We start from the raw sequence: 17,932 nt of genomic DNA on the forward strand, positions 1-17,932 counted from the left end.
GCATTTATAGCGGCGGCTTGGTCCGTAGGCGTTTCATCGGCAATGGCACAGCAGTCCGCACCGCCGGCAAGTACCGCCGCCGCTGTTGAGCTGCCCTACGACCGACCGGATCGCCTTACCGCTGGCGACTTCGTCGGCGAAATCCATACCTATGCGGCAGCCGCCGCGCAGGAGACGAAGTATGGCGCCAAACGCGATAGCCTGGCGGTGCAGTTTGCCCGGCTGGGCCGGCCCGAGTTAGCATGGATCGCGTGGAACGGCGGCCCGGGCTCCATCGCTTGGAAGCGCCAGCACAGCGCAGACTGTGACGAAGCCGCCCGGGGCGTCGCCGCCGATCCGTTGGAGACCCTGCTGTCCTGGGCGCGGGACCGTCGGGTGGTGATGATCAACGAAAACCATCTCGCTCCCGCGTCACGCGCCTTTTGGCTGGCGGCACTGCCCCGTCTGCGCCAGATGGGGTTCACCCAAGTGGCCATGGAGGCGCTTTCCATGGACGGTGGCGACGTGAAAGCAGGGGAGGTGCGCGAGCACCGGATCCTTGAAGGGAAGCCCGCCTTCGCCCCCTATCTCAGCGAACCGACCTTCGCCGCCGTCATCCGCAAGGCCCTGGCATTGGGCTTCGACCTTGTTCCCTATGACGATTTGGATGTCATGAGCGACGACCCTGATTTGGGGGAGGCATCGCGGGAGCGGGTGGAGGCGGCGCGCCTGGCGGACGTCCTGGCCCGCATGCCGCCGGATGGCAAGCTGGTGGTGCTCGCCGGCTGGTCGCATGTCGACAAGGGTCTGCACGGCCAGGTGCCCTGGATGGCGGAGGCTTTCAAGCAGCGCACCGGCATCGACCCGCTGACCGTCGACACCACCGCCTGTCAGCGCCCGGACGCGACCTCCCCCGCCACCACCTATCTGAACCCGGATGGCGATGCCCGCATCACCCCATCATATATGGGCCGTGTCGACTTGCAGGTTCATATGCCCCAGGCGGTGGGCGCCGATGGGGTGGCCGCCGCCGGTGTCTCCCGCCAATGGCTGGGCCAGCCCGTAGCCATCCCGGCGGCCTTGCTACCCAAGGACGGCGACGGAGTGGTGGAGGCGCGCAAGCCCGGCCAACCCGCCGACACGGTGCCCTATGATCGCCTGTTCCTGCGGTCGGGCGAGGTTCTGCCGCTGTACCTGCCGCCGGGCCGCTATGTCCTGACCCTGCGGGGCGAGGGCGGCGCCATCCAGGCCAGCGCCCCCCTCACCGTGGCCGCCCCACCACATGACCAGAAAGGGGTGGCCAGCGTGGCGCAAGCAGCCAAACCGGGCATGCCGCCGTCATAGGTCCCGCCGCCCTCTTTGACGGCAAAACTCTTCATCACCGGACGACAGGGATTCGAAATGACGGGACGGTGGATGGGCGTGGCCTTGACAGCCTGCCTGGTGACAACGTCGGTGTTGGCGCAGGAGAATACCCAGGCCGCAGGCCCCCATCTGCCCTTCCAACGCTCCGAACGCCTTTCGGCGGGAGACTTCGTTGGGGAAATCCACGCCTATAGCGCGGCGGGGCCAGGCATGGCGCAAGCCCTTGCCACGCAATATGCGCGCCTAGGGCGCCCGGACCTGGCCTGGGCCGCAGGCCGCTCGCATGGAAAGCCCGGATGCGACGCGGTCGCGCAAGAGGGAACGGCCGCCGACCCGTTGGATCTGCTGTCACGCCTGGCCCAGGACCGCCGCGTGGTGATGATCAACGAGAACCATTTCGCCCCAACGTCCCGCGCTTTCTGGCTGGCGGTCTTGCCCCGCCTGCGCAAAATGGGCTTCACCCATGTGGCGCTGGAGGCCCTGTCGCCGCGCGGCGATGACTGGACCGCCGGAGAGGTGCGCGAATCCATCGCCGGTGGCAAGGGCTTCGCCCCTTACCTCGGCGAGCCGACCTTCGCCGCCGTCATCCGCCGGGCGGTGGCCCTGGGCTATACCCTGGTGCCCTATGACGAAGCCGACCTCGCCGACCAGAGCGGCGACAGTGAGCAGCGCATCGCCTCGCGGGAACGGGTGGAAGCGGCGCGGCTGGCGGGCACCCTGGCCCATATGCCAGCGGACGGGAAATTGTTGGTCCTGGCCGGCTGGGGCCATGTCAACAAAGGCCTGAGTGGGCCGGCGCATATCCCCTGGATGGCGGAGGTATTGAAGCAGCGCACCGGCATCGACCCGTTGACCATCGACACCACGGGCTGTCAGCGCGCGGATGCGCAGGCTGCGGCCGTCACTTATGTCGGCACCGATGGCGCCCCGAAAGTGATCCCCAGCGCCGTGGGCCATGTCGATATGCAGGTCTATATGCCCCTTCCAGGTGGCGATGAGCTGACCGCGGCGGCCGGTGTTTCCCGCCAGTGGCTGGGCCAGCCCGTGGCCATTCCGGCGGCCTTGCTGCCCAAGGATGGCGACGGGGTGGTGGAGGCGCGCAGGCCCGGCCAGCCCGCCGACACCGCCCCCTATGACCGCTTATTCCTGCGGTCGGGCGAGGTCCTGCCGCTGTACCTGCCGCCGGGCCGCTATGTCCTGACCCTGCGGGGCGAGGGCGGCGCCATCCAGGCCAGCGCCCCCCTCACCGTGGCCGCCCCGGAATTGTCACAGGCCGCCCACGGGGTGGCACACACGCGGTAGGTTGCGGCCGCCCGCGTTCACCGGCATGCTCACGTCCGTCACCAAGGGTGGTGCTGAGGATCGTTCCCGATAACCCATAGGGTGCAACGGGCGGCCCAGCATCCCCTTGCCGCGTGCAGACCATCCGCACACCGACCTTTCCGCCGCCGGACGAAAGGCCCCGCGATGCTACGCAAGACCCTGTTCCTGTTGCTGGCCATGTTGGCCCTCGTCGCCTGAGCACGCGGCGTGATGATACGGCCTGCCCCCCGCCGCCTCCTTGACCCTCAGAACAGTCCATGCAAGGGGATGACCGTCAGCGGGTCGCCGGGACGCAGGCTGTCGCGCGCGTCCTCCACCTCCGCCACGGCATCGGCCTGGGCCAGGGAGGACAGGGCGGCGCTGCCGCCGGCGCCAATCTGGTGGGCCACGGTTTCCCCGCCCTCCGGCCGCAGCATCACGCGCAGATACTCGCGCTTGCCCGGGGGACGGGCATGGCTGAAACCGCAGCGCACGGTGATGCGCGGCGGATCGGTGAGGGTTGCACCGGCCAGGCGCTGCACCAGGGGACGGCCCAGCGCCAGGAAGGCGGCGAAGGCGGCAAAGGGGTTGCCGGGCAGGCCCAGGAAAGGCGTAGCGGCACCATGGCCGTCCCCGATATGGCCAAACGCCAGCGGCTTGCCCGGCTTCAGCGCCAGGCGCCAGAAGTCGATGCCGCCCAGTTCCGCCACCACCGCCTTGACGTGATCCTCCTCCCCGCCGGAAACGCCGCCGCTGCTGACGATGAGGTCGGCCCTGAGGCCCGACAGGGTGGCCTTGAGGGCCGCGCGGTTGTCACCCACGATGCCAGCCCGGACCACGCGGCACCCCAGGCGGCGCAGCCATGCCGCCAGCAGGGGGCCGTTGGCGTCGTGGATGGCGCCGGGGGGAAGGGGCGCGCCGGCGGGCCGCACCTCGTTCCCCGTCGACAGCAGGGCCACCGTCAAGGGCGTCCGCACATCCAGCGTCCGCTCCCCCAGGGCCGCGGCCAGCGCCACCGCCGCCGGGGTCAGTCGCTGGCCGGCGGCCAGGGCCATGGCGCCGGCGGCGATATCCTCCCCCACCGCGCGGCAATGGCGGCCCGCCGCCAGGCCGGGCGGCGACAGCAGCACATCACCGTCCAGCGCGGCGTCCTCCTGCATCAGCACGGTGTCCGCCCCCTGGGGCAGCGGCGCGCCGGTGAAGATGCGGACGGCGCTGCCGGGTGCCAGGGGGCCCGGCGCGTCACCCGCCGCCACCCGGCCCGACAGGGGCAGGCGTACCGGACCCGCCGGGACGCCCGCCACATCGCGGTGGTCCAGGGCATAGCCATCCATGGCGGCCTGGGCGAAAGGCGGCAGGCTGTGCGCCGCCACCAAATCGTGGGCCAGGATGCGGCCGTCGGCGGCATCCAGCGCCACCGTCTCCACGGCCGTGACACAGGCGACGGACCGCACCAGGCGGTCCCGCGCCTGATCGACGCTGAGCAAGGGGGTGGAAAAGCAGTCTGTGGCGCCTGGCATGGGAATCAGCCCGTCCTTATGGCCCGTATGGCGGCAGGCCGACATGGGCCAGGATGAAGGTGGCGATGGCCGGCACCGCGTCCAGGGCGAAGCGGGGCAGCGGCGCCGCCCGGCCGGCTGTCAATGAGAGCGGCGGCGGCAAGGGATCATCGGCCGCCAAGGCCACCACCGTGGGATCATCGGGGAACAGCGGCGCCTTGCCATTCTCCGCCCGCCAGATCTCCAGCTTGGGGATGGGGTCGCGCTTGAACCCCTCCACCAGCACCAGGTCCACGGGCGACAGCTTGGACACCAGGTCGGCCAGGGTCGGCTCGGGCGCGCCGCGCAGTTCGTGCATCAGCGCCCAGCGCTGGGAGGAGGCCACCAGCACCTCGGTCGCGCCGGCCGTGCGGTGCCGGTGGCTGTCCTTGCCCGGCTGGTCTACGTCGAAATCATGATGGGCGTGCTTGAGGGTGGAGACGCGATAGCCGCGCCCCGTCAATTCCGGGATCAGCTGGACCATCAGGGTGGTCTTGCCCGAACCGCTCCACCCCGCGAGGCCGAACAGCTTCATCTGGCGATTTCCCCCTATCGGGGCGGGGCCGCCCTGTTACTGCGACGGCTCCCGCAAGTCACGCACATAGGCCAGGACCTCGCCATCGCGCTCGATGCGCACGATGTCCTGGCCCGCCGGGATTTCCTTGCAGGCCCAGCGGGTGAAGGCAAGGTAGAAATCCACCGGGCCGGTGTTGCGCCGCGTGGGCTTCCACGCCGGCGGCAGGTAGTGGAACACCGAGGTGGGCGGGCCGCAAACGCGGATGCGGTAGGGCTGAGTCAAGGCCTGCGGCCCCTCCAGCTTGACCATGGTGTCGGTCAGGCGCTTGGCCGCCTCGGACAGGGAACTGCCCCAGTAGTCCAGCTCGAACTTCGGCCCCGCCCCCCGCACGCCGCCGACGAAGCGGTTGAACCAGATGGTCTCATAGGGGTGCAGGTGGGCCATGAAGGCGACCTGGATGGCGGCGCAGGCCACCAGCAGGGCCCCAAAGGCGGGCTTCGGCCAGCCCAGGCGCGGCCAGCGCAGGGGCAGGCGGGTCAGCAGACCGTTCAAGCCGAGGCCGGCGGCCGTGGCCAGGGGCGGCATCAGGAACAGCATGTGGCGGATGCCGTCATAGAGCACGGCGTCGGTCGCCACCACGGCCGCCGGCGGCAAGAGCACGGCGGTGGTGAGGGCCACCCCGTCCAGCCGTACCCCCGCCGGGAAGGGGCGGCGCAGCGCCGTCCTGGCCGCGAAGAAGGCGGCGGCGAACAGGCCCAGCAGTTCCACCTCGGGCAGCTTCACGCCGAAGCCCACGGGCAGATACCACCAGGGAAGGTTGGTGGTGCGCACCTGCACGCCGGCGAAGGTGAAGGTGAAGTCCATGGGGAACTTGGAGAATTCCGCCAACGCCTCCACCGGGTGGCGCAAGGGGTCGACCTGGGCCCAGGGCCAGGCCGCGATCATGACGCCATAGGCGATGGGGGCGGCGATCCACAGGCGCCGCACCAGGCGCCAGGCGGTGGCGCCGGCCTGGCGCGCGCCATCGCCTGCCAGGATACCCTTGGCGACATGCGCCAGCATGACCAGGCCGATGGGACCAGCCAACAGCACGCCGCCCACGCGGATGCCCAAGGCCATGCCGAAGCACAGGCCCAGCATGGCGACGGCGCCAAGGGATGGCCCCCGGGGCGACTCGTCCAGGCCGCGCGCCACCCGCACCAGCCAGGACAGGGTCCAGGCGGCGGCCACGGCGAAGGGCACGTCCTTGGGGTTGGCGAAGGAATGCCCCCACCAGTCGGGAATCAGCATCAGGCACAGGCCGGCGATCAGCCCGGCGCGGGCCCCCGTCTCCTCCCCCGCGATGTCGCGGGCGATGCGGCGCACCGCCAGCACGCCCAGCAGGCCGGTCAGGCCGCCGATCAGGCGCCGGGTGGCATAGACATCCAGGGGCAGCAGGTTTTCGAACAGCGCTTCGATGGTGTCGAACAGGGCGCCGTACAGATAGAGGTTCTGGAACTCCAGCACCGCCCGGTCCCGGCCCAGCGAGGCGTACCATTCCAGCGCCCGCTGGCCATATTCGACGTGCAGCGGCTCGTCAAAGGTGATGCCGAAGTCGGGGAAGGTGCAGGACACGACCACGACCGCCGCCGTCAGGACCAGCCAGAAGGCGATGTCCCAGGGCGACAGGCGGCGCCACAGGGGCGCCCGGGCGGGCTTCCCCAGGCGGGCGCCGGCGGGCAGCATGCGCCCGGCGCCGATGGCCGGGGCGGGCGATGCGGCGGGCAGGGCGTCGGCGGTGTCGGACGAGCGGACCAGGGTCATGGAAGTCAGGGACGCCCCCCGACGACGCTGGGGGATGCACCACCGGGGGCCGGCGCGTCATCGAACCCAACCTTCTCATTCACCAGGTACATGGGCCGGCCTTTCACCTCGGTGAAGACGCGGCCGAGGTAGTCGCCCAGCACGCCCAGGCCGATCAGCTGCACGCCCCCCAGGAACAGCACCGCCACCATGAGCGAGGCGTAACCGGGCGTGTCGCGGCCGAACATGATGGTCTTGGTGATGATGACCAGGCCATAGAAGAAGGACGGCACCGACAACGCGATGCCCAGCCAGGACCAGACGCGCAGCGGCACGTTGCTGAACGAGGCGACGCCGTCCAGGCCGAAGCGCAACAGGCGCCAGAAATTGAAGGAGGTGGCGCCGGCGTGGCGCTGCGCCACCTCGAACGGCACGGCCACCTGGCGAAAGCCGACCCAGCTGAACAGGCCCTTCATGAAGCGGTTGCGCTCGGGCATGGCGTTCAGGGCATCGACCACACTGCGGTCCAGCAGGCGGAAGTCGCCCGCGCCGCGCGGCAGCGTCACCTCGGACATCTTGTCCAGCAGGCGGTAATAGAGCTTGGTCAGGAAGCGGCGCATCCAGGGGTCGGTCAGGCGGCTGGCGCGCACGCCGTAAACCATCTGCATGCCCTGGCGCCACTGTTCCACGAAGGTGACGATGGTCTCGGGCGGATGCTGCAGGTCGCCATCCATCAGCACCACGGCGTCGCCGCCGGCATGGCTCAGCCCGGCGGACATGGCCGCCTCTTTCCCGAAGTTGCGCGACAGGCGCAACAGCTTCAGCCGTGGCTCCCGCGCCTGATGCGCGGTCAGCGCGGCGAAGGTGCCATCGCGCGAGCCGTCGTCCACGCAGATGATCTCGAACGGCAGCCCTATCCCCTCCAGCACCGGAACCAGCCGCTGGAACAGGGCGTCGAGGTTGCCCTCCTCATTATGCATGGGGATGACGACGGACAGGCGCTTGCCCGCGGGTGCCGCCGCCTGCTGCGCTGTGGAACCGGACGCGGCCGAGAGGGAGGTCAACATGGGAGCGGTATCTGACTCGAGGTTCTGACAGCATGTTCGTGCAGCGGCGTCCGCCTGCCGGAACTCTATCGCATCATCCGCGACGATGCGGAAGGGTTCCGGAGCGGAAAACGGCCCGAAATGGATACAAAATAGGGCAAGCGGCGAACGGCGCCGGCGTTCCCGGCACCGCCGATCCTAGCCCAGAAAAGGTTAACAGCCCGTCTACGGGACGGGAGGCGGGGCGCGGTCGATGGGGCGGGCTGGCGCGCGGGGCCAAGGCCACGGGGCTGGTTATGCCAGGCCCAAAGGGCGAAAATGTGACGGCGTCCGAAAATCGTTATGCCCGGCATCTTTGTCAGGCTGCGGTCAGCTTGCCGTGGCACTGTCCCCTTGTCGCCAGCCGCTTGGGGACGGAACAGCCAGAGACGGGAGCCCCAACCCCCCGCCCGCGGCGCCCTTCCCCTGGCTGGTGGCACCGGTGCCACGCTCGTTCTAGACCGCGAGCGACGTCCCGCCCCCTCTGCCCCAACCCTGGGGGACGGGACTGGCGCCGGCGAAGCCCCGGGCTGGGGTTCTAGACCACCCTGCCCGGCGGATGTTCCCCGTACCTGCGGTGATCGGTCCGGCGTCCTGGCCTGTCCGGTCGCGGTAGTGGATTTACCAAGCCAAGACGGTTGCCTCCGTCCTGTCTTGAATTCCTTCCAAGCCTACTGGGTCGGTGGTGTCATGCCACCGACCTTTTCTCTTTGGGGCCTTCGATGTTGGGGGGCCTTCGTCTTGTGACCCTTGAGACGATGCTTATACGCGGCATGCCGCGCCAACCCGTCGCCTAAAAGTCGCATCGTCAGCCGGCCGTCTCCGCTGCGAATCCCAGGCGCTGGAACGTCTCGCGCATGTGCGGCGGCAGGGGCGCGGTGGCCGTCAGGGGCGGCTCCGCCAGCGGCCCCCAGGGCAGGGCGACCCAGCGGGCGTGCAGGTGCAGGGGCACGGTCGGCGCCCGTTCCCGCCCACCCTCCACGCGCCAGTCGCGGCCATAGATGGGATCGCCCAGCATGGGCCAGCCCATGGCCTCGCAATGGGCGCGCAGCTGATGCATGCGCCCGGTGCGCGGCGTCAGTTCCAGCCAGGACAACGCCTGGCCGTCCGCGCCCGCACCCTCGGCCACCACCCGCCACTCGGTGAGGGCGTGCTTGCCCTCCTCGTGGTCCACCATCATGCGGGAGCAGCCCGGCACCTGGCGCTTGATCAGCGGCAGCTCGATGCGTCCCTCCGCCGCCGCCGGCCGGCCCTTCACCACGGCCCAATAGCGCTTGCCCACCCGGCCGGCCAGGAACAGCTTGCCCAGGCGCGTGGACGCCGTCTCGTTCAGGCCCAACACCAGGCAGCCGGTGGTGTCCTTGTCCAGCCGGTGCGCCAGGCGCGGCGCCGGCGCGTCCTCCGCCACCAGCCACGGAAGATAGCGTTCCAGATGGTCGGTGGACTTGGTGCCGTAATGCACCGGCAGGCCGTAGGGCTTGTCCACGATCAGGACGTCGGCGTCCTGGTGCAGGACGCGGGCGCGCATCTCCTCCGGTGTGTAGGCGGGGGGCGCCAGGGGTAGCATGATGGCCATGGAAGGATGGCGTGCCCCTGAGGGACACCCTCGACAATCAAAAGGAAGACCGTGTTCCTATCGCTTTAGGCCCATCACCGCATGAAAAAAACTTAATCCTGCCTCCATAGGCTGGAAAGTCTGTTCCGACCATGATCATCCTCGTTGCGGCGGGCGATGATCGTCCCATGTTAATTGGGTCGGCGTAGCCCACGCCCAACCGAGGAAAGCAGGCGAGAAACCATCATGACCCCGAAGGACCGCGAAGATTTGACAGCCCTGCTGGCGCGTGTGTCCCGACTGGACGGCATGCCCCGCGACCCGGAATCGGATCGCCTGGTGGGTGAGGCCCTCTCCCGCCAGCCGGCGCTGCCCTACATCATGGCGCAGGCGCTGCTGGCCCAGCAGGAGGCACTGGTGGATGCGCAGCGTCGCCTGGCCGATCTGCAGCAGACCGCGACCGCCCGCCCCCAGGGCGGTCCCCCGCCTTTCACCGGCCCATCGTCGGGCCAATCGTCCGCCCCCTCCTCCCCCGGCCCCTGGGGGCAGTCCTCCTACCCGGCGCAGCAGCCCCAGGCGCCCTATGGTCAGGCCGCCTATGGCCAAACCTATGCGCCGCAGCAGCCGGCGTATGGCCAGCCGGCTTACGGCGCCCCGCCCGTCTATGCCCAGCCCCGCAGCTTCATGCGCGGCATGTTTGAAACCATGGCCGGCGTCGCCGGCGGCGTGCTGGCGGCCGATGCCGTGGAGTCCCTGTTCCGCGGCGGTCATGGTGCCCTTGGCGGCGGCCTGGGCGGTTCCCCCTGGGGGGCCGGTTACGGCGGCGACCGGATCGACGAGACGGTGATCAACAACACCACCGTCAACGAGACCATCGTGAATGAGAACGGCGGCGGCTTCGATCCCGGCCGCCAGGACGCCGGCTATCGCGACGACAACTACCGCGATGACACCAGCGGCTACCAGGACGCCAGCTACGACACCGCCGACGACGGCGGCTTCGACGACGGTTCCATCGACACCTGAAGTGATACCTGAGGCCGGCCGCGCCCCGCCGGCCAACCTCCTGCCCCGGCTCTCGCCGAAAGGCCGACCCCGGGAACTCCCAAGACCAAGAATATCTTCGTGAAAGCGAGCGTTAGACCATGACCACCGTTCCCAGCACCAAGAAGCGCTTTCCCCGCCTGGCCGTCACCGCGCTGGCCATCGGGCTGATGACCGGCACCGCGCTGGTGGCCCCGCCGGCCGCCAACACCGCCCACGCCGCCAGCCCGGCGTCCCTGCCCAGCTTCGCCGACCTGGTGGAGAAGGTGTCGCCGGCGGTGGTGACCATCACCGCCGCGCACAAGGTGACGACGCCACAGGTGCCCCAGGAACTGCAGGAGATGATGCGCCACTTCGGCCTGCCGGATGACGCCCTGCCCGGCGGGCGCGGCGGCAACGGCCGCCCGCGGATCGAATCCGCCCTGGGTTCCGGCTTCGTCATCGACCCCAGCGGCTACATCGTCACCAACCGCCATGTCATCGAGGGGGCGGACGAGGTGAAGGTCCACTTCCAGGACCAGACCGACGACGTGCCCGCCAAGATCGTGGGCCAGGACGAACGGTCGGACCTGGCGCTGCTGAAGGTGGACGCCAAGAAGCCGCTGCAGGCCCTGGCCTTCGGCGACAGCGACAAGATGCGGCCCGGCGACTGGGTGGTGGCCGTGGGCAACCCCTTCGGCCTGGGCGGCACCGTCACCGCCGGCATCGTCTCGGCCCGCGGCCGTGACATCGACCCCGCCAACCTGAACGACTTCCTGCAGATCGACGCCTCGATCAACAAGGGCAACTCGGGCGGCCCGACCTTCAACGCCAATGGCGAGGTCATCGGCATCAACACCGCCATCTTCTCGCCCACCGGCGGCTCCGTCGGCATCGGCTTCGCCATCCCGTCCAACGTGGCCAAGCCGGTGATCGAGAAGCTGAAGGCCACCGGCCACGTGCAGCGCGGCTATCTGGGCGTGACCCTGCAGGCCGTGACGCCGGAGATCGCCGACAGCCTGGGCCTGAAGGAGCCGAAGGGCGCCATCATCAACGCCGTCTCGCCCAAGAGCCCGGCCGAAAAGGGCGGCCTGAAGCAGGGCGACGTGGTGCAGAGCATCAACGGCAAGGCCATCGACAACCAGCGCGACCTGGCCCGCAACGTGGCCGGCATCGATCCCGGCAAGACCGTGGACCTGGGCGTGCTGCGCGGCGGCAAGGCCATCACCGTCTCGGTGAAGCTGGGTGAGGCGCCCAGCAACGACAAGGACGGCCCGGCCGTCGGCGCGAACTCGACGGACGGCAAGGGCGACAACACCAGCGTCGCCGGCCTGAAGCTGGGCAAGCTGGACGACCGCGCCCGGGAGCGCCTGGGCCTGGACGGCGACGCCCAAGGTGTCGTCATCGTCGATCCGGGCAAGGACGACCTGGGTCTGCGCCCCGGCGACATCATCGCCAGCGTCAACAACGAAAGCGTGAAGACCCCCGCCGACGTCAACGCCCAGGTGGAAAAGGCCAAGAAGGACGGCCGCAAGTCCGTGCTGTTGCTGGTCCGCCGTGGTGACCAGCAGATGTTCCTGCCCCTGCCGGTGACCCCCAAGGGCTGATGCCGGCCCCCGGCCCCGTGACGGAGCCGGATGACGGAGCACCAGGGCCGGGCGGATCACCACCGCCCGGCCCTTTGGTCTGGTAGCTGGCCCTCAAGCGCCGGACGCCGCCATCCGGCGGCTTGGCTCACGGGCCTGACCGGCCCGGGCCGGCGGTCGCCGGCCTTCGGCAGCCGGAGTTCGTGTCTTCTGCCGGTTACGCCTACCCCAAACCAGGTTTTGCGCCCATGAAGATCCTAGTCATCGAGGACGACGCCCAGGCCGCCGCCTACATGCTGAAAGGCTTGAAGGAGGCCGGGCACGCCGTGGACCACGCGCCCGATGGCACGCAGGGGCTATACCTGGCGGGGGCGGAGCATTACGACGCCCTGGTGGTGGACCGCATGCTGCCCGGCCGTGACGGCCTGTCCCTGGTCAGCCTGCTGCGCGCCGCCGGCAACGACACGCCCGTGCTGGTGCTGAGCGCCCTGGGCAGCGTGGAGGACAGGGTGACCGGCCTGCGCGCCGGCGGCGACGACTACCTGACCAAGCCCTACGCCTTTTCCGAGCTGCTGGCCCGGCTGGAAAGCCTGGGCCGCCGCCGGGCCGCCCCGCAGGCCCAGGCCACCAAGCTGGTGGCCGGCGACCTGGAGCTGGATTTGCTGGCCCGCACGGTGAAGCGCGGCGGCAAGGCCATCGACCTGCTGCCGCGCGAGTTCCAACTGCTGGAATGCCTCATGCGCAATGTCGGCAGCGTGGTCACCCGCACCATGCTGCTGGAGCAGGTGTGGGACTATCATTTCGACCCGCAGACCAACGTCATCGACGTGCACATCGCGCGCCTGCGCCAGAAGGTGGACAAGGGCTTCGACCATGCCCTGATCCAGACCGTGCGGGGGGCCGGGTATTGCTTACGGCCTTGAAGCGCCGCCTCTGGGCGAAGGGGAATGATGGCGGCACGGCCGGTGACGCGCCCGCCGACCGGCATCGCCCGGCGGATCGCCATCTGGGACGGCTGCTGCGCACCACCACCTTCCGCTTCGCCCTGATCTATCTCGGGCTGTTCATCGGCTCCGTCCTGCTGGTGCTGTGGCTGATCTACTGGTCCACGGCGGGATTCCTGGCGGGGCAGGCCGACACCGCCATCCGCGAGGACATGCAGGCCCTGGCCGACCGTTATCGCACCGGCGGCATGGCGGGCCTGGCCGAGGCGGTGAACGAGCGCGGCATGGGCAACGCCTCGTCCATCTACATCCTGTCCGCCAGTTCCGGCTCCACCCTGGCCGGCAACCAGTTCTGGCCCAAGGGCGTGGATGAGGCCGGATGGGTCAACCTGCCGGTGAAGGACCCCAGCACCGGCCAGGTGCGCCCCGGCGACGTGCGCGCCCTGATCGCGGCCCTGCCCGGCGGCTACCGCGTCCTGGTGGGGCGCGACCTGGGCGAGGTGCGGGTGCTGCGCGAGCGGCTGGAGCGCGTCATCGGCTGGAGCATGGGCCTGGCCCTGGTGCTGGGCCTGGTCGGCGGCCTGGCCATGAGCCGCGTCTGGCTGCGGCGCCTGGACGGCGTGACGCGCACGGCGGAGGCCATCCGCGAGGGCATGCTGGTCCGCCGTGTGCCCCTGACCGGCAGCGGCGACGAGTTCGACCAGTTGGCCCACACCCTGAACGCCATGCTGGACCGCATCGAGGCGCTGGTGGCCGGCATCCGCCATGTCAGCCAGGGCATCGCCCACGATTTGCGCACCCCCCTCACCCGCCTGCGCACCCGCCTGGAACTGGCCCTGATGCATGAGACGGTGGAGAACCCGCGCGAGGTGCTGGAGGCGGCGATCGAGGAGGTGGACCACCTGCTGGCCACCTTCCGCGCCCTGCTGGCCATCGCGGAGGTGGAGTCCGGCGCCAACCTGCCCATCGCCCCCGTGCAGTTGGACACCCTGGCTCTCAGCACCGGCGAACTCTATGACGCGGTGGCGGAGGACCAAGGCATCACCTTCACCATGGCGGTGCAGGCGACAGGCCCGGCCGCCCTGGTCCAGGGCAACCGCCAACTGCTGGGCCAGGCCCTGGCCAACCTGTTGGACAACGCCCTGAAGTACACGCCCGAGGGTGGCCATGTCAGCCTGACCGTGTCCAGCGACGGCCCCATTCCCGGCGGTGGCAGCCGGGTGCGCATCACCGTGGCCGATAACGGCCCCGGCATCCCGGCGGAGGACCGCGAGCGGGTGCGCGAGCGCTTCTTCCGTCTGGAACGCGACCAGGCCCGCCCCGGCAGCGGCCTGGGCCTCAGCCTGGTCGACGCCGTCGCCCAGCGCCACGGCGGCGCCCTGGTGCTGGAGGACAACGGCCCAGGCCTGAAGGCGCAGTTGCTGCTGCCTGTCGGGTGACGCTGGGCCAGCGATCCTATCCTTTTGCTATCCTTACGAATCTGGCCCTGCGTACTACCCCGTTAATCATTGCTCAACCCAACTGCCACAAATTTGAGCAATGAATCATCGAGGACCGGCCTACCATCATGCTGAACAACCTGAAGATCGGAATGCGGCTCACCATCCTGGTGGGCTGCCTGGCGCTTGTCGCCATCGTGGCGGGCGCCCTGGGCTTGCGGGGGGCGTGGAGCACCAACCAGGACCTCAAGAGCGTCTATGAGGACCGCACGGTCGCCCTGGCCGATCTGAACGCCCTTCAGGACAATCTGCATCAGCTGCGGGCGGCACGCGGCGCGGGTGAGAAGGCCCCCGGCGCCGAGGCGGGCATGGATGCGGCGTGGACGCATTACATGTCGACCTACCTGACCCCGGAAGAGGCCGCCCTGGCCCACACGTTCGAGCCCCTCTACACCGCCTACCGCGCCTTGCCGGCCGGTGACGCGCAGGACCGGGAGGCTTTCGGGCGCGTGACCACGGCCCTGGCCCCGCTGATCGCCCTGCAGGTGAATGAGGCCAAGCGCATCTTCGACGAGTCGATGGCGCGCTTCAGCCGCACCATGACCCTGACCATCGCGATCAGCGGCCTGGGCATCGTGGCGGGCGTCGTCCTGGCGGTCATCGTCGTCCGGTCGGTGACCGGCGGCATCAACGGCATCATCACGGTCATGGCCCGGCTGACGGCGGGCGATACCGCCGTGGAGGTGCAGGGCCTGGGCCGCCGGGATGAGATCGGCAACCTGGCGCACGCGGCGGAGGCCTTCAAGCAAAGCACCCTGCGCGTCCGCGCCATGGAAGAGGCGGCGGCCCGCGAGAAGCAGGAGGCGGAGGCGCAGCGCAAGGCGGCATTGTTGGGCATGGCGTCCCGCTTCGAGGAGTCGGTCAAGGGCGTGGTGGACGCCGTGGCCGGTGCGGCCACGGAGATGCAGGCGGCGGCGCAGGCCATGGCCGCCACCGCCGAGGAAACCAGCCGCCAGTCGCAGACCGTGGCCAGCGCCGCGGAACTGGCCGCCGCCAACGTCAACACCGTCGCCAGCGCCACCGAGGAACTGTCGGCGTCGATCCAGGAAATCGGCCGCCAGGTGGCGCGGTCGTCCACCGTGGCCTCGGAAGCGGTCACCACCACCGATGAGACGGTCGCGGCGGTGACGACGCTGAAAAGCTCGGCGGCCGACATCACCGCCGTGGTCGCCCTGATTCATGAAATCGCCAGCCAGACCAACCTGCTGGCGTTGAACGCCACCATCGAAGCGGCACGCGCCGGCGAAGCCGGCAAGGGCTTCGCCGTCGTGGCCAGCGAGGTCAAGGCCCTGGCCAACCAGACGGCGAAGGCGACGGAAGAGGTGGCGAGCCGCGTCAACGACATCCAGTCGGCGTCGAACGCCGCCGGCCAGTCGATCTCGACCATCGCCGGCACCATCGGGGAGATCAACCGCATCGCCGCCGCCATCTCCGCCGCCGTCGACCAGCAGAGCGCGGCGGCCAACGACATCGCGGGCAGCGTCAGCCAGGCGGCCGCCGGCACCAGCGAGGTGTCCGGCACCATCACGAGCGTCACGCAGGCGGCCGGCGAAACCGGCACCGCCGCCACCCAGGTGCTGGCCGCAGCCCGCAGCCTGTCGACCGAGGCGGAGCTCCTGCGGCGCGAGGTGACGGACTTCCTGGCGACGGTGCGCGCGGCCTGACATTGCCGGTCGCCGTTGGCCTGCCTGAGAGCGTATCCTTGGCGGCACCAAGGACACGCACCCCGGACAGTCCCATGGACAAAGACGCCGACGGCATCATCAGCTTGTACCAGCGCCATGGCCTGGCATGGGAGGCCGATCGCCAGGCCGCCCAGCGGCGGCGCCCGGACATGGAGCGCGCCTGGCTGGACCGTTTCCTGGCCCTGGCGCCCCCGGGCCCCATGCTGGACCTGGGGTGTGGCGGCGGGCAGCCGATGGCGGCCTATCTGGTGGACTGCGGCCGCGCGGTCACCGGCGTGGACACCGCCCCCGCCCTGCTGGACCTGGCCCGCACCCGCATGCCGGAACAGGACTGGCGGCTGGCCGACATGCGCGGCCTGGATCTGGACCGGCGCTACGCCGGCATCCTGGCCTGGAACAGCTTTTTCCACCTGACGGCTGACGACCAGCGCGCCCTATTCGCCGTCTTCCAGCGCCACGCCCTGCCGGGTGCCGCCCTGATGTTCACCAGCGGCCCACAGCACGGCGTGGCCATAGGCAGCTATGCCGGGGAGCCGCTGTACCACGCCAGCCTGGACCCGGCCGAATACCGCGCCCTGTTGGATGGCCACGGCTTCGACGTCGTGGCGTTCAGGGCGGAAGACCCCGACTGCGGCGGGCATACGGTGTGGCTGGCGCGGGGGGCGGGCTAACCTTTAAACGGCATGCCGCTTGGCGAAGCGCGTGCTGACCGGCACCGCGATCAGGCCGCACAGGGCCGCCGCCGACAGCCATAGCCCCGGCATGGCGGCGTTGCCGCCGTGCTTCACCAGGTAGGTGCTGATGAAGGGGGTGAAGCCGCCGGCGGCGGTGGCCAGGCTGTAGGCCAGGGAGAAGCCGGCGGTGCGCACGGCCACGGGCACGATTTCCGTCAGATAGACGACCATGGCGCCGTTATAGCTGGCGTAGAGGAAGGACAGCCACAGCTCCACCCCCAGCAGGCGGCCGAAGCTGGGCGCCGCCGCCAGCCAGCTCAGCGCCGGATAGGCCGTCGCCAGCGCCAGCAGGGTGCAAACAACCAGGATGGGCCGGCGGCCGATGCGGTCGGACAGGGCACCCGACAGGGGCAGCCACAGCAGGTTGCTGGCCCCCACCGCCAGGGTCACCAGCAGGCTGTCCAGGTCGCTGAGATGCAGGGCGTCGCGGCCGAAGGTGGGGGTGTAGGCGGTGATGAAATAGAACGACACCGTGGTCATCATCACCAGGCCGATCCCCGTCAGGACGGCGCCCCAGTTGGCCGCCAAGGTGGCCATGATCTCTCGCCCGGTGGGGTGGTGGGTACGGGCCAGGAAGGTTTCCGTCTCGGTCAGGGAGCGGCGGATCTGGAACAGGAAGGGGACGATCAGGCAGCCCACCACCAGGGGGATGCGCCAGCCCCAGGCCTGCATCGTCTCCGGTGTCAGGGTGAAGGTGAGCGTCACGCCGATCAGGGCCGCCACCATGACGGCCACCTGCTGGCTGGCCGACTGCCAGCTCACGTAAAAGCCCCTGCGGCCCGGCGTGGCGATTTCCGCCAGATAGACGGAGACGCCGCCCAGTTCCACCCCCGCCGACAGCCCCTGCACCAGCCGGCCCAGCAGCACCAGCAGGGGGGACAGCAGGCCGATGGTGGCGTAGCCCGGCATCAGCGCGATGGTGATGGTGCCGACGGACATGAGGCCCAGGGTCAGCAGCAGGCCATCCCGCCGGCCCTTGCGGTCGATATAGGCGCCCAGGACCAGGGCGCCGATGGGCCGCATGAGGAAGCCGGCGCCAAAGGTGGCGAAGGTCAGCAGCAGGCCGGCGGCGCCATTGCCCTGGGGGAAATAGGCCCGGCTGATGGCGCTGGCGAAATAGCCGAACACCATGAAGTCGTACATTTCCAGGAAGTTGCCGCTGGCAACCCGCACCACCGTCATCACCTGGGACCACCGGCCCCGGCCCGCACCCACCGGCGTCACACCCATTTCACACCACCAACCATTTCCTTACCATCCCACCCTGCCACGCGGGACGCGGCCCCGCCAGGGCGCGCATGTCGCGGCGGACACCCCGTCCGTTTCCGCACACTGTCC

Annotated in this window: 14 protein-coding genes; 8 read left to right on the forward strand and 6 right to left on the reverse strand. The window is 69.9% G+C overall.

Annotated elements, in window-relative coordinates:
• Positions 1-42: 42 nt before the first annotated feature.
• Both ULB03_RS17150 and ULB03_RS17155 read left to right on the forward strand, forming a co-directional pair.
• Positions 43-1,323, forward strand: coding sequence for a hypothetical protein (locus tag ULB03_RS17150; RefSeq protein ID WP_322484341.1), 1,281 nt, complete (start codon positions 43-45; stop codon positions 1,321-1,323).
• A 57-nt stretch (positions 1,324-1,380) separates the two neighbouring features.
• The gene (locus ULB03_RS17155) at positions 1,381-2,646 is read left to right on the forward strand and encodes a hypothetical protein (RefSeq protein ID WP_322484342.1); all 1,266 of its coding nucleotides are present in this window, start codon (positions 1,381-1,383) and stop codon (positions 2,644-2,646) included.
• Between the two features lie 266 nt (positions 2,647-2,912).
• Here ULB03_RS17155 and ULB03_RS17160 read toward each other — a convergent pair whose 3' ends face one another.
• The 5 genes from ULB03_RS17160 to ULB03_RS17180 all read right to left on the reverse strand — a co-directional run bounded on the left by ULB03_RS17160 (position 2,913) and on the right by ULB03_RS17180 (position 9,144).
• Positions 2,913-4,166: a molybdopterin molybdotransferase MoeA gene (locus ULB03_RS17160; RefSeq protein WP_322484343.1), complete on the reverse strand. Its 1,254-nt coding sequence runs from the start codon at positions 4,164-4,166 to the stop codon at positions 2,913-2,915.
• Positions 4,167-4,182: 16 nt separating this feature from the next.
• A complete protein-coding gene (gene mobB / locus ULB03_RS17165) occupies positions 4,183-4,719 on the reverse strand; it encodes a molybdopterin-guanine dinucleotide biosynthesis protein B (protein WP_322484344.1) in 537 nt (178 codons plus the stop codon).
• A 36-nt stretch (positions 4,720-4,755) separates the two neighbouring features.
• Positions 4,756-6,504, reverse strand: coding sequence for a hypothetical protein (locus ULB03_RS17170; RefSeq protein WP_322484345.1), 1,749 nt, complete (start codon positions 6,502-6,504; stop codon positions 4,756-4,758).
• Between the two features lie 5 nt (positions 6,505-6,509).
• Complete coding sequence (locus tag ULB03_RS17175) at positions 6,510-7,550, reverse strand: glycosyltransferase family 2 protein (protein WP_322484346.1); 1,041 nt, start codon at positions 7,548-7,550, stop codon at positions 6,510-6,512.
• Positions 7,551-8,376: 826 nt separating this feature from the next.
• Positions 8,377-9,144: an RluA family pseudouridine synthase gene (locus ULB03_RS17180; protein ID WP_322484347.1), complete on the reverse strand. Its 768-nt coding sequence runs from the start codon at positions 9,142-9,144 to the stop codon at positions 8,377-8,379.
• Positions 9,145-9,369: 225 nt separating this feature from the next.
• Between ULB03_RS17180 and ULB03_RS17185 the strand changes: the two genes are divergently transcribed.
• From ULB03_RS17185 to ULB03_RS17210, 6 genes are all read left to right on the forward strand, one after another.
• Positions 9,370-10,149 (forward strand): DUF2076 domain-containing protein, encoded by a 780-nt coding sequence (locus ULB03_RS17185; protein WP_322484348.1) that lies wholly within the window; start codon positions 9,370-9,372, stop codon positions 10,147-10,149.
• Between the two features lie 119 nt (positions 10,150-10,268).
• Positions 10,269-11,753, forward strand: coding sequence for a DegQ family serine endoprotease (locus tag ULB03_RS17190; protein ID WP_322484349.1), 1,485 nt, complete (start codon positions 10,269-10,271; stop codon positions 11,751-11,753).
• A 227-nt stretch (positions 11,754-11,980) separates the two neighbouring features.
• Positions 11,981-12,655, forward strand: coding sequence for a response regulator transcription factor (locus ULB03_RS17195; RefSeq protein WP_145732159.1), 675 nt, complete (start codon positions 11,981-11,983; stop codon positions 12,653-12,655).
• The gene (locus ULB03_RS17200) at positions 12,652-14,115 is read left to right on the forward strand and encodes a sensor histidine kinase (RefSeq protein ID WP_322484350.1); all 1,464 of its coding nucleotides are present in this window, start codon (positions 12,652-12,654) and stop codon (positions 14,113-14,115) included. Before ULB03_RS17195 ends, ULB03_RS17200 begins: the two co-directional genes overlap by 4 nt.
• Positions 14,116-14,243: 128 nt before the next feature.
• Entirely contained in the window at positions 14,244-15,839 is a 1,596-nt protein-coding gene (locus tag ULB03_RS17205) for a HAMP domain-containing methyl-accepting chemotaxis protein (RefSeq protein WP_322484351.1), read from the forward strand.
• Positions 15,840-15,913: 74 nt separating this feature from the next.
• Positions 15,914-16,531 (forward strand): class I SAM-dependent methyltransferase, encoded by a 618-nt coding sequence (locus ULB03_RS17210; RefSeq protein ID WP_322484352.1) that lies wholly within the window; start codon positions 15,914-15,916, stop codon positions 16,529-16,531.
• Positions 16,532-16,534: 3 nt separating this feature from the next.
• Here ULB03_RS17210 and tcuC read toward each other — a convergent pair whose 3' ends face one another.
• Positions 16,535-17,824, reverse strand: coding sequence for an MFS transporter (tcuC, locus tag ULB03_RS17215; protein WP_322484353.1), 1,290 nt, complete (start codon positions 17,822-17,824; stop codon positions 16,535-16,537).
• Positions 17,825-17,932: the final 108 nt, after the last annotated feature.

The organism is Nitrospirillum goiasense (genome assembly GCF_034427435.1).
GTDB lineage: Bacteria > Pseudomonadota > Alphaproteobacteria > Azospirillales > Azospirillaceae > Nitrospirillum.

Coding starts and splice junctions, on each gene's coding strand:
- tcuC (WP_322484353.1), bottom strand. CDS start 17,824: ATGGGTGTGACGCCGGTGGGTGCGGGCCGGGGCCGGTGGTCCCAGGTG.
- ULB03_RS17175 (WP_322484346.1), bottom strand. CDS start 7,550: ATGTTGACCTCCCTCTCGGCCGCGTCCGGTTCCACAGCGCAGCAGGCG.
- ULB03_RS17160 (WP_322484343.1), bottom strand. CDS start 4,166: ATGCCAGGCGCCACAGACTGCTTTTCCACCCCCTTGCTCAGCGTCGAT.
- ULB03_RS17190 (WP_322484349.1), top strand. CDS start 10,269: ATGACCACCGTTCCCAGCACCAAGAAGCGCTTTCCCCGCCTGGCCGTC.
- ULB03_RS17170 (WP_322484345.1), bottom strand. CDS start 6,504: ATGACCCTGGTCCGCTCGTCCGACACCGCCGACGCCCTGCCCGCCGCA.
- ULB03_RS17205 (WP_322484351.1), top strand. CDS start 14,244: ATGCTGAACAACCTGAAGATCGGAATGCGGCTCACCATCCTGGTGGGC.
- ULB03_RS17155 (WP_322484342.1), top strand. CDS start 1,381: ATGACGGGACGGTGGATGGGCGTGGCCTTGACAGCCTGCCTGGTGACA.
- ULB03_RS17180 (WP_322484347.1), bottom strand. CDS start 9,144: ATGGCCATCATGCTACCCCTGGCGCCCCCCGCCTACACACCGGAGGAG.
- ULB03_RS17195 (WP_145732159.1), top strand. CDS start 11,981: ATGAAGATCCTAGTCATCGAGGACGACGCCCAGGCCGCCGCCTACATG.
- ULB03_RS17150 (WP_322484341.1), top strand. CDS start 43: ATGGCACAGCAGTCCGCACCGCCGGCAAGTACCGCCGCCGCTGTTGAG.
- ULB03_RS17210 (WP_322484352.1), top strand. CDS start 15,914: ATGGACAAAGACGCCGACGGCATCATCAGCTTGTACCAGCGCCATGGC.
- mobB (WP_322484344.1), bottom strand. CDS start 4,719: ATGAAGCTGTTCGGCCTCGCGGGGTGGAGCGGTTCGGGCAAGACCACC.
- ULB03_RS17185 (WP_322484348.1), top strand. CDS start 9,370: ATGACCCCGAAGGACCGCGAAGATTTGACAGCCCTGCTGGCGCGTGTG.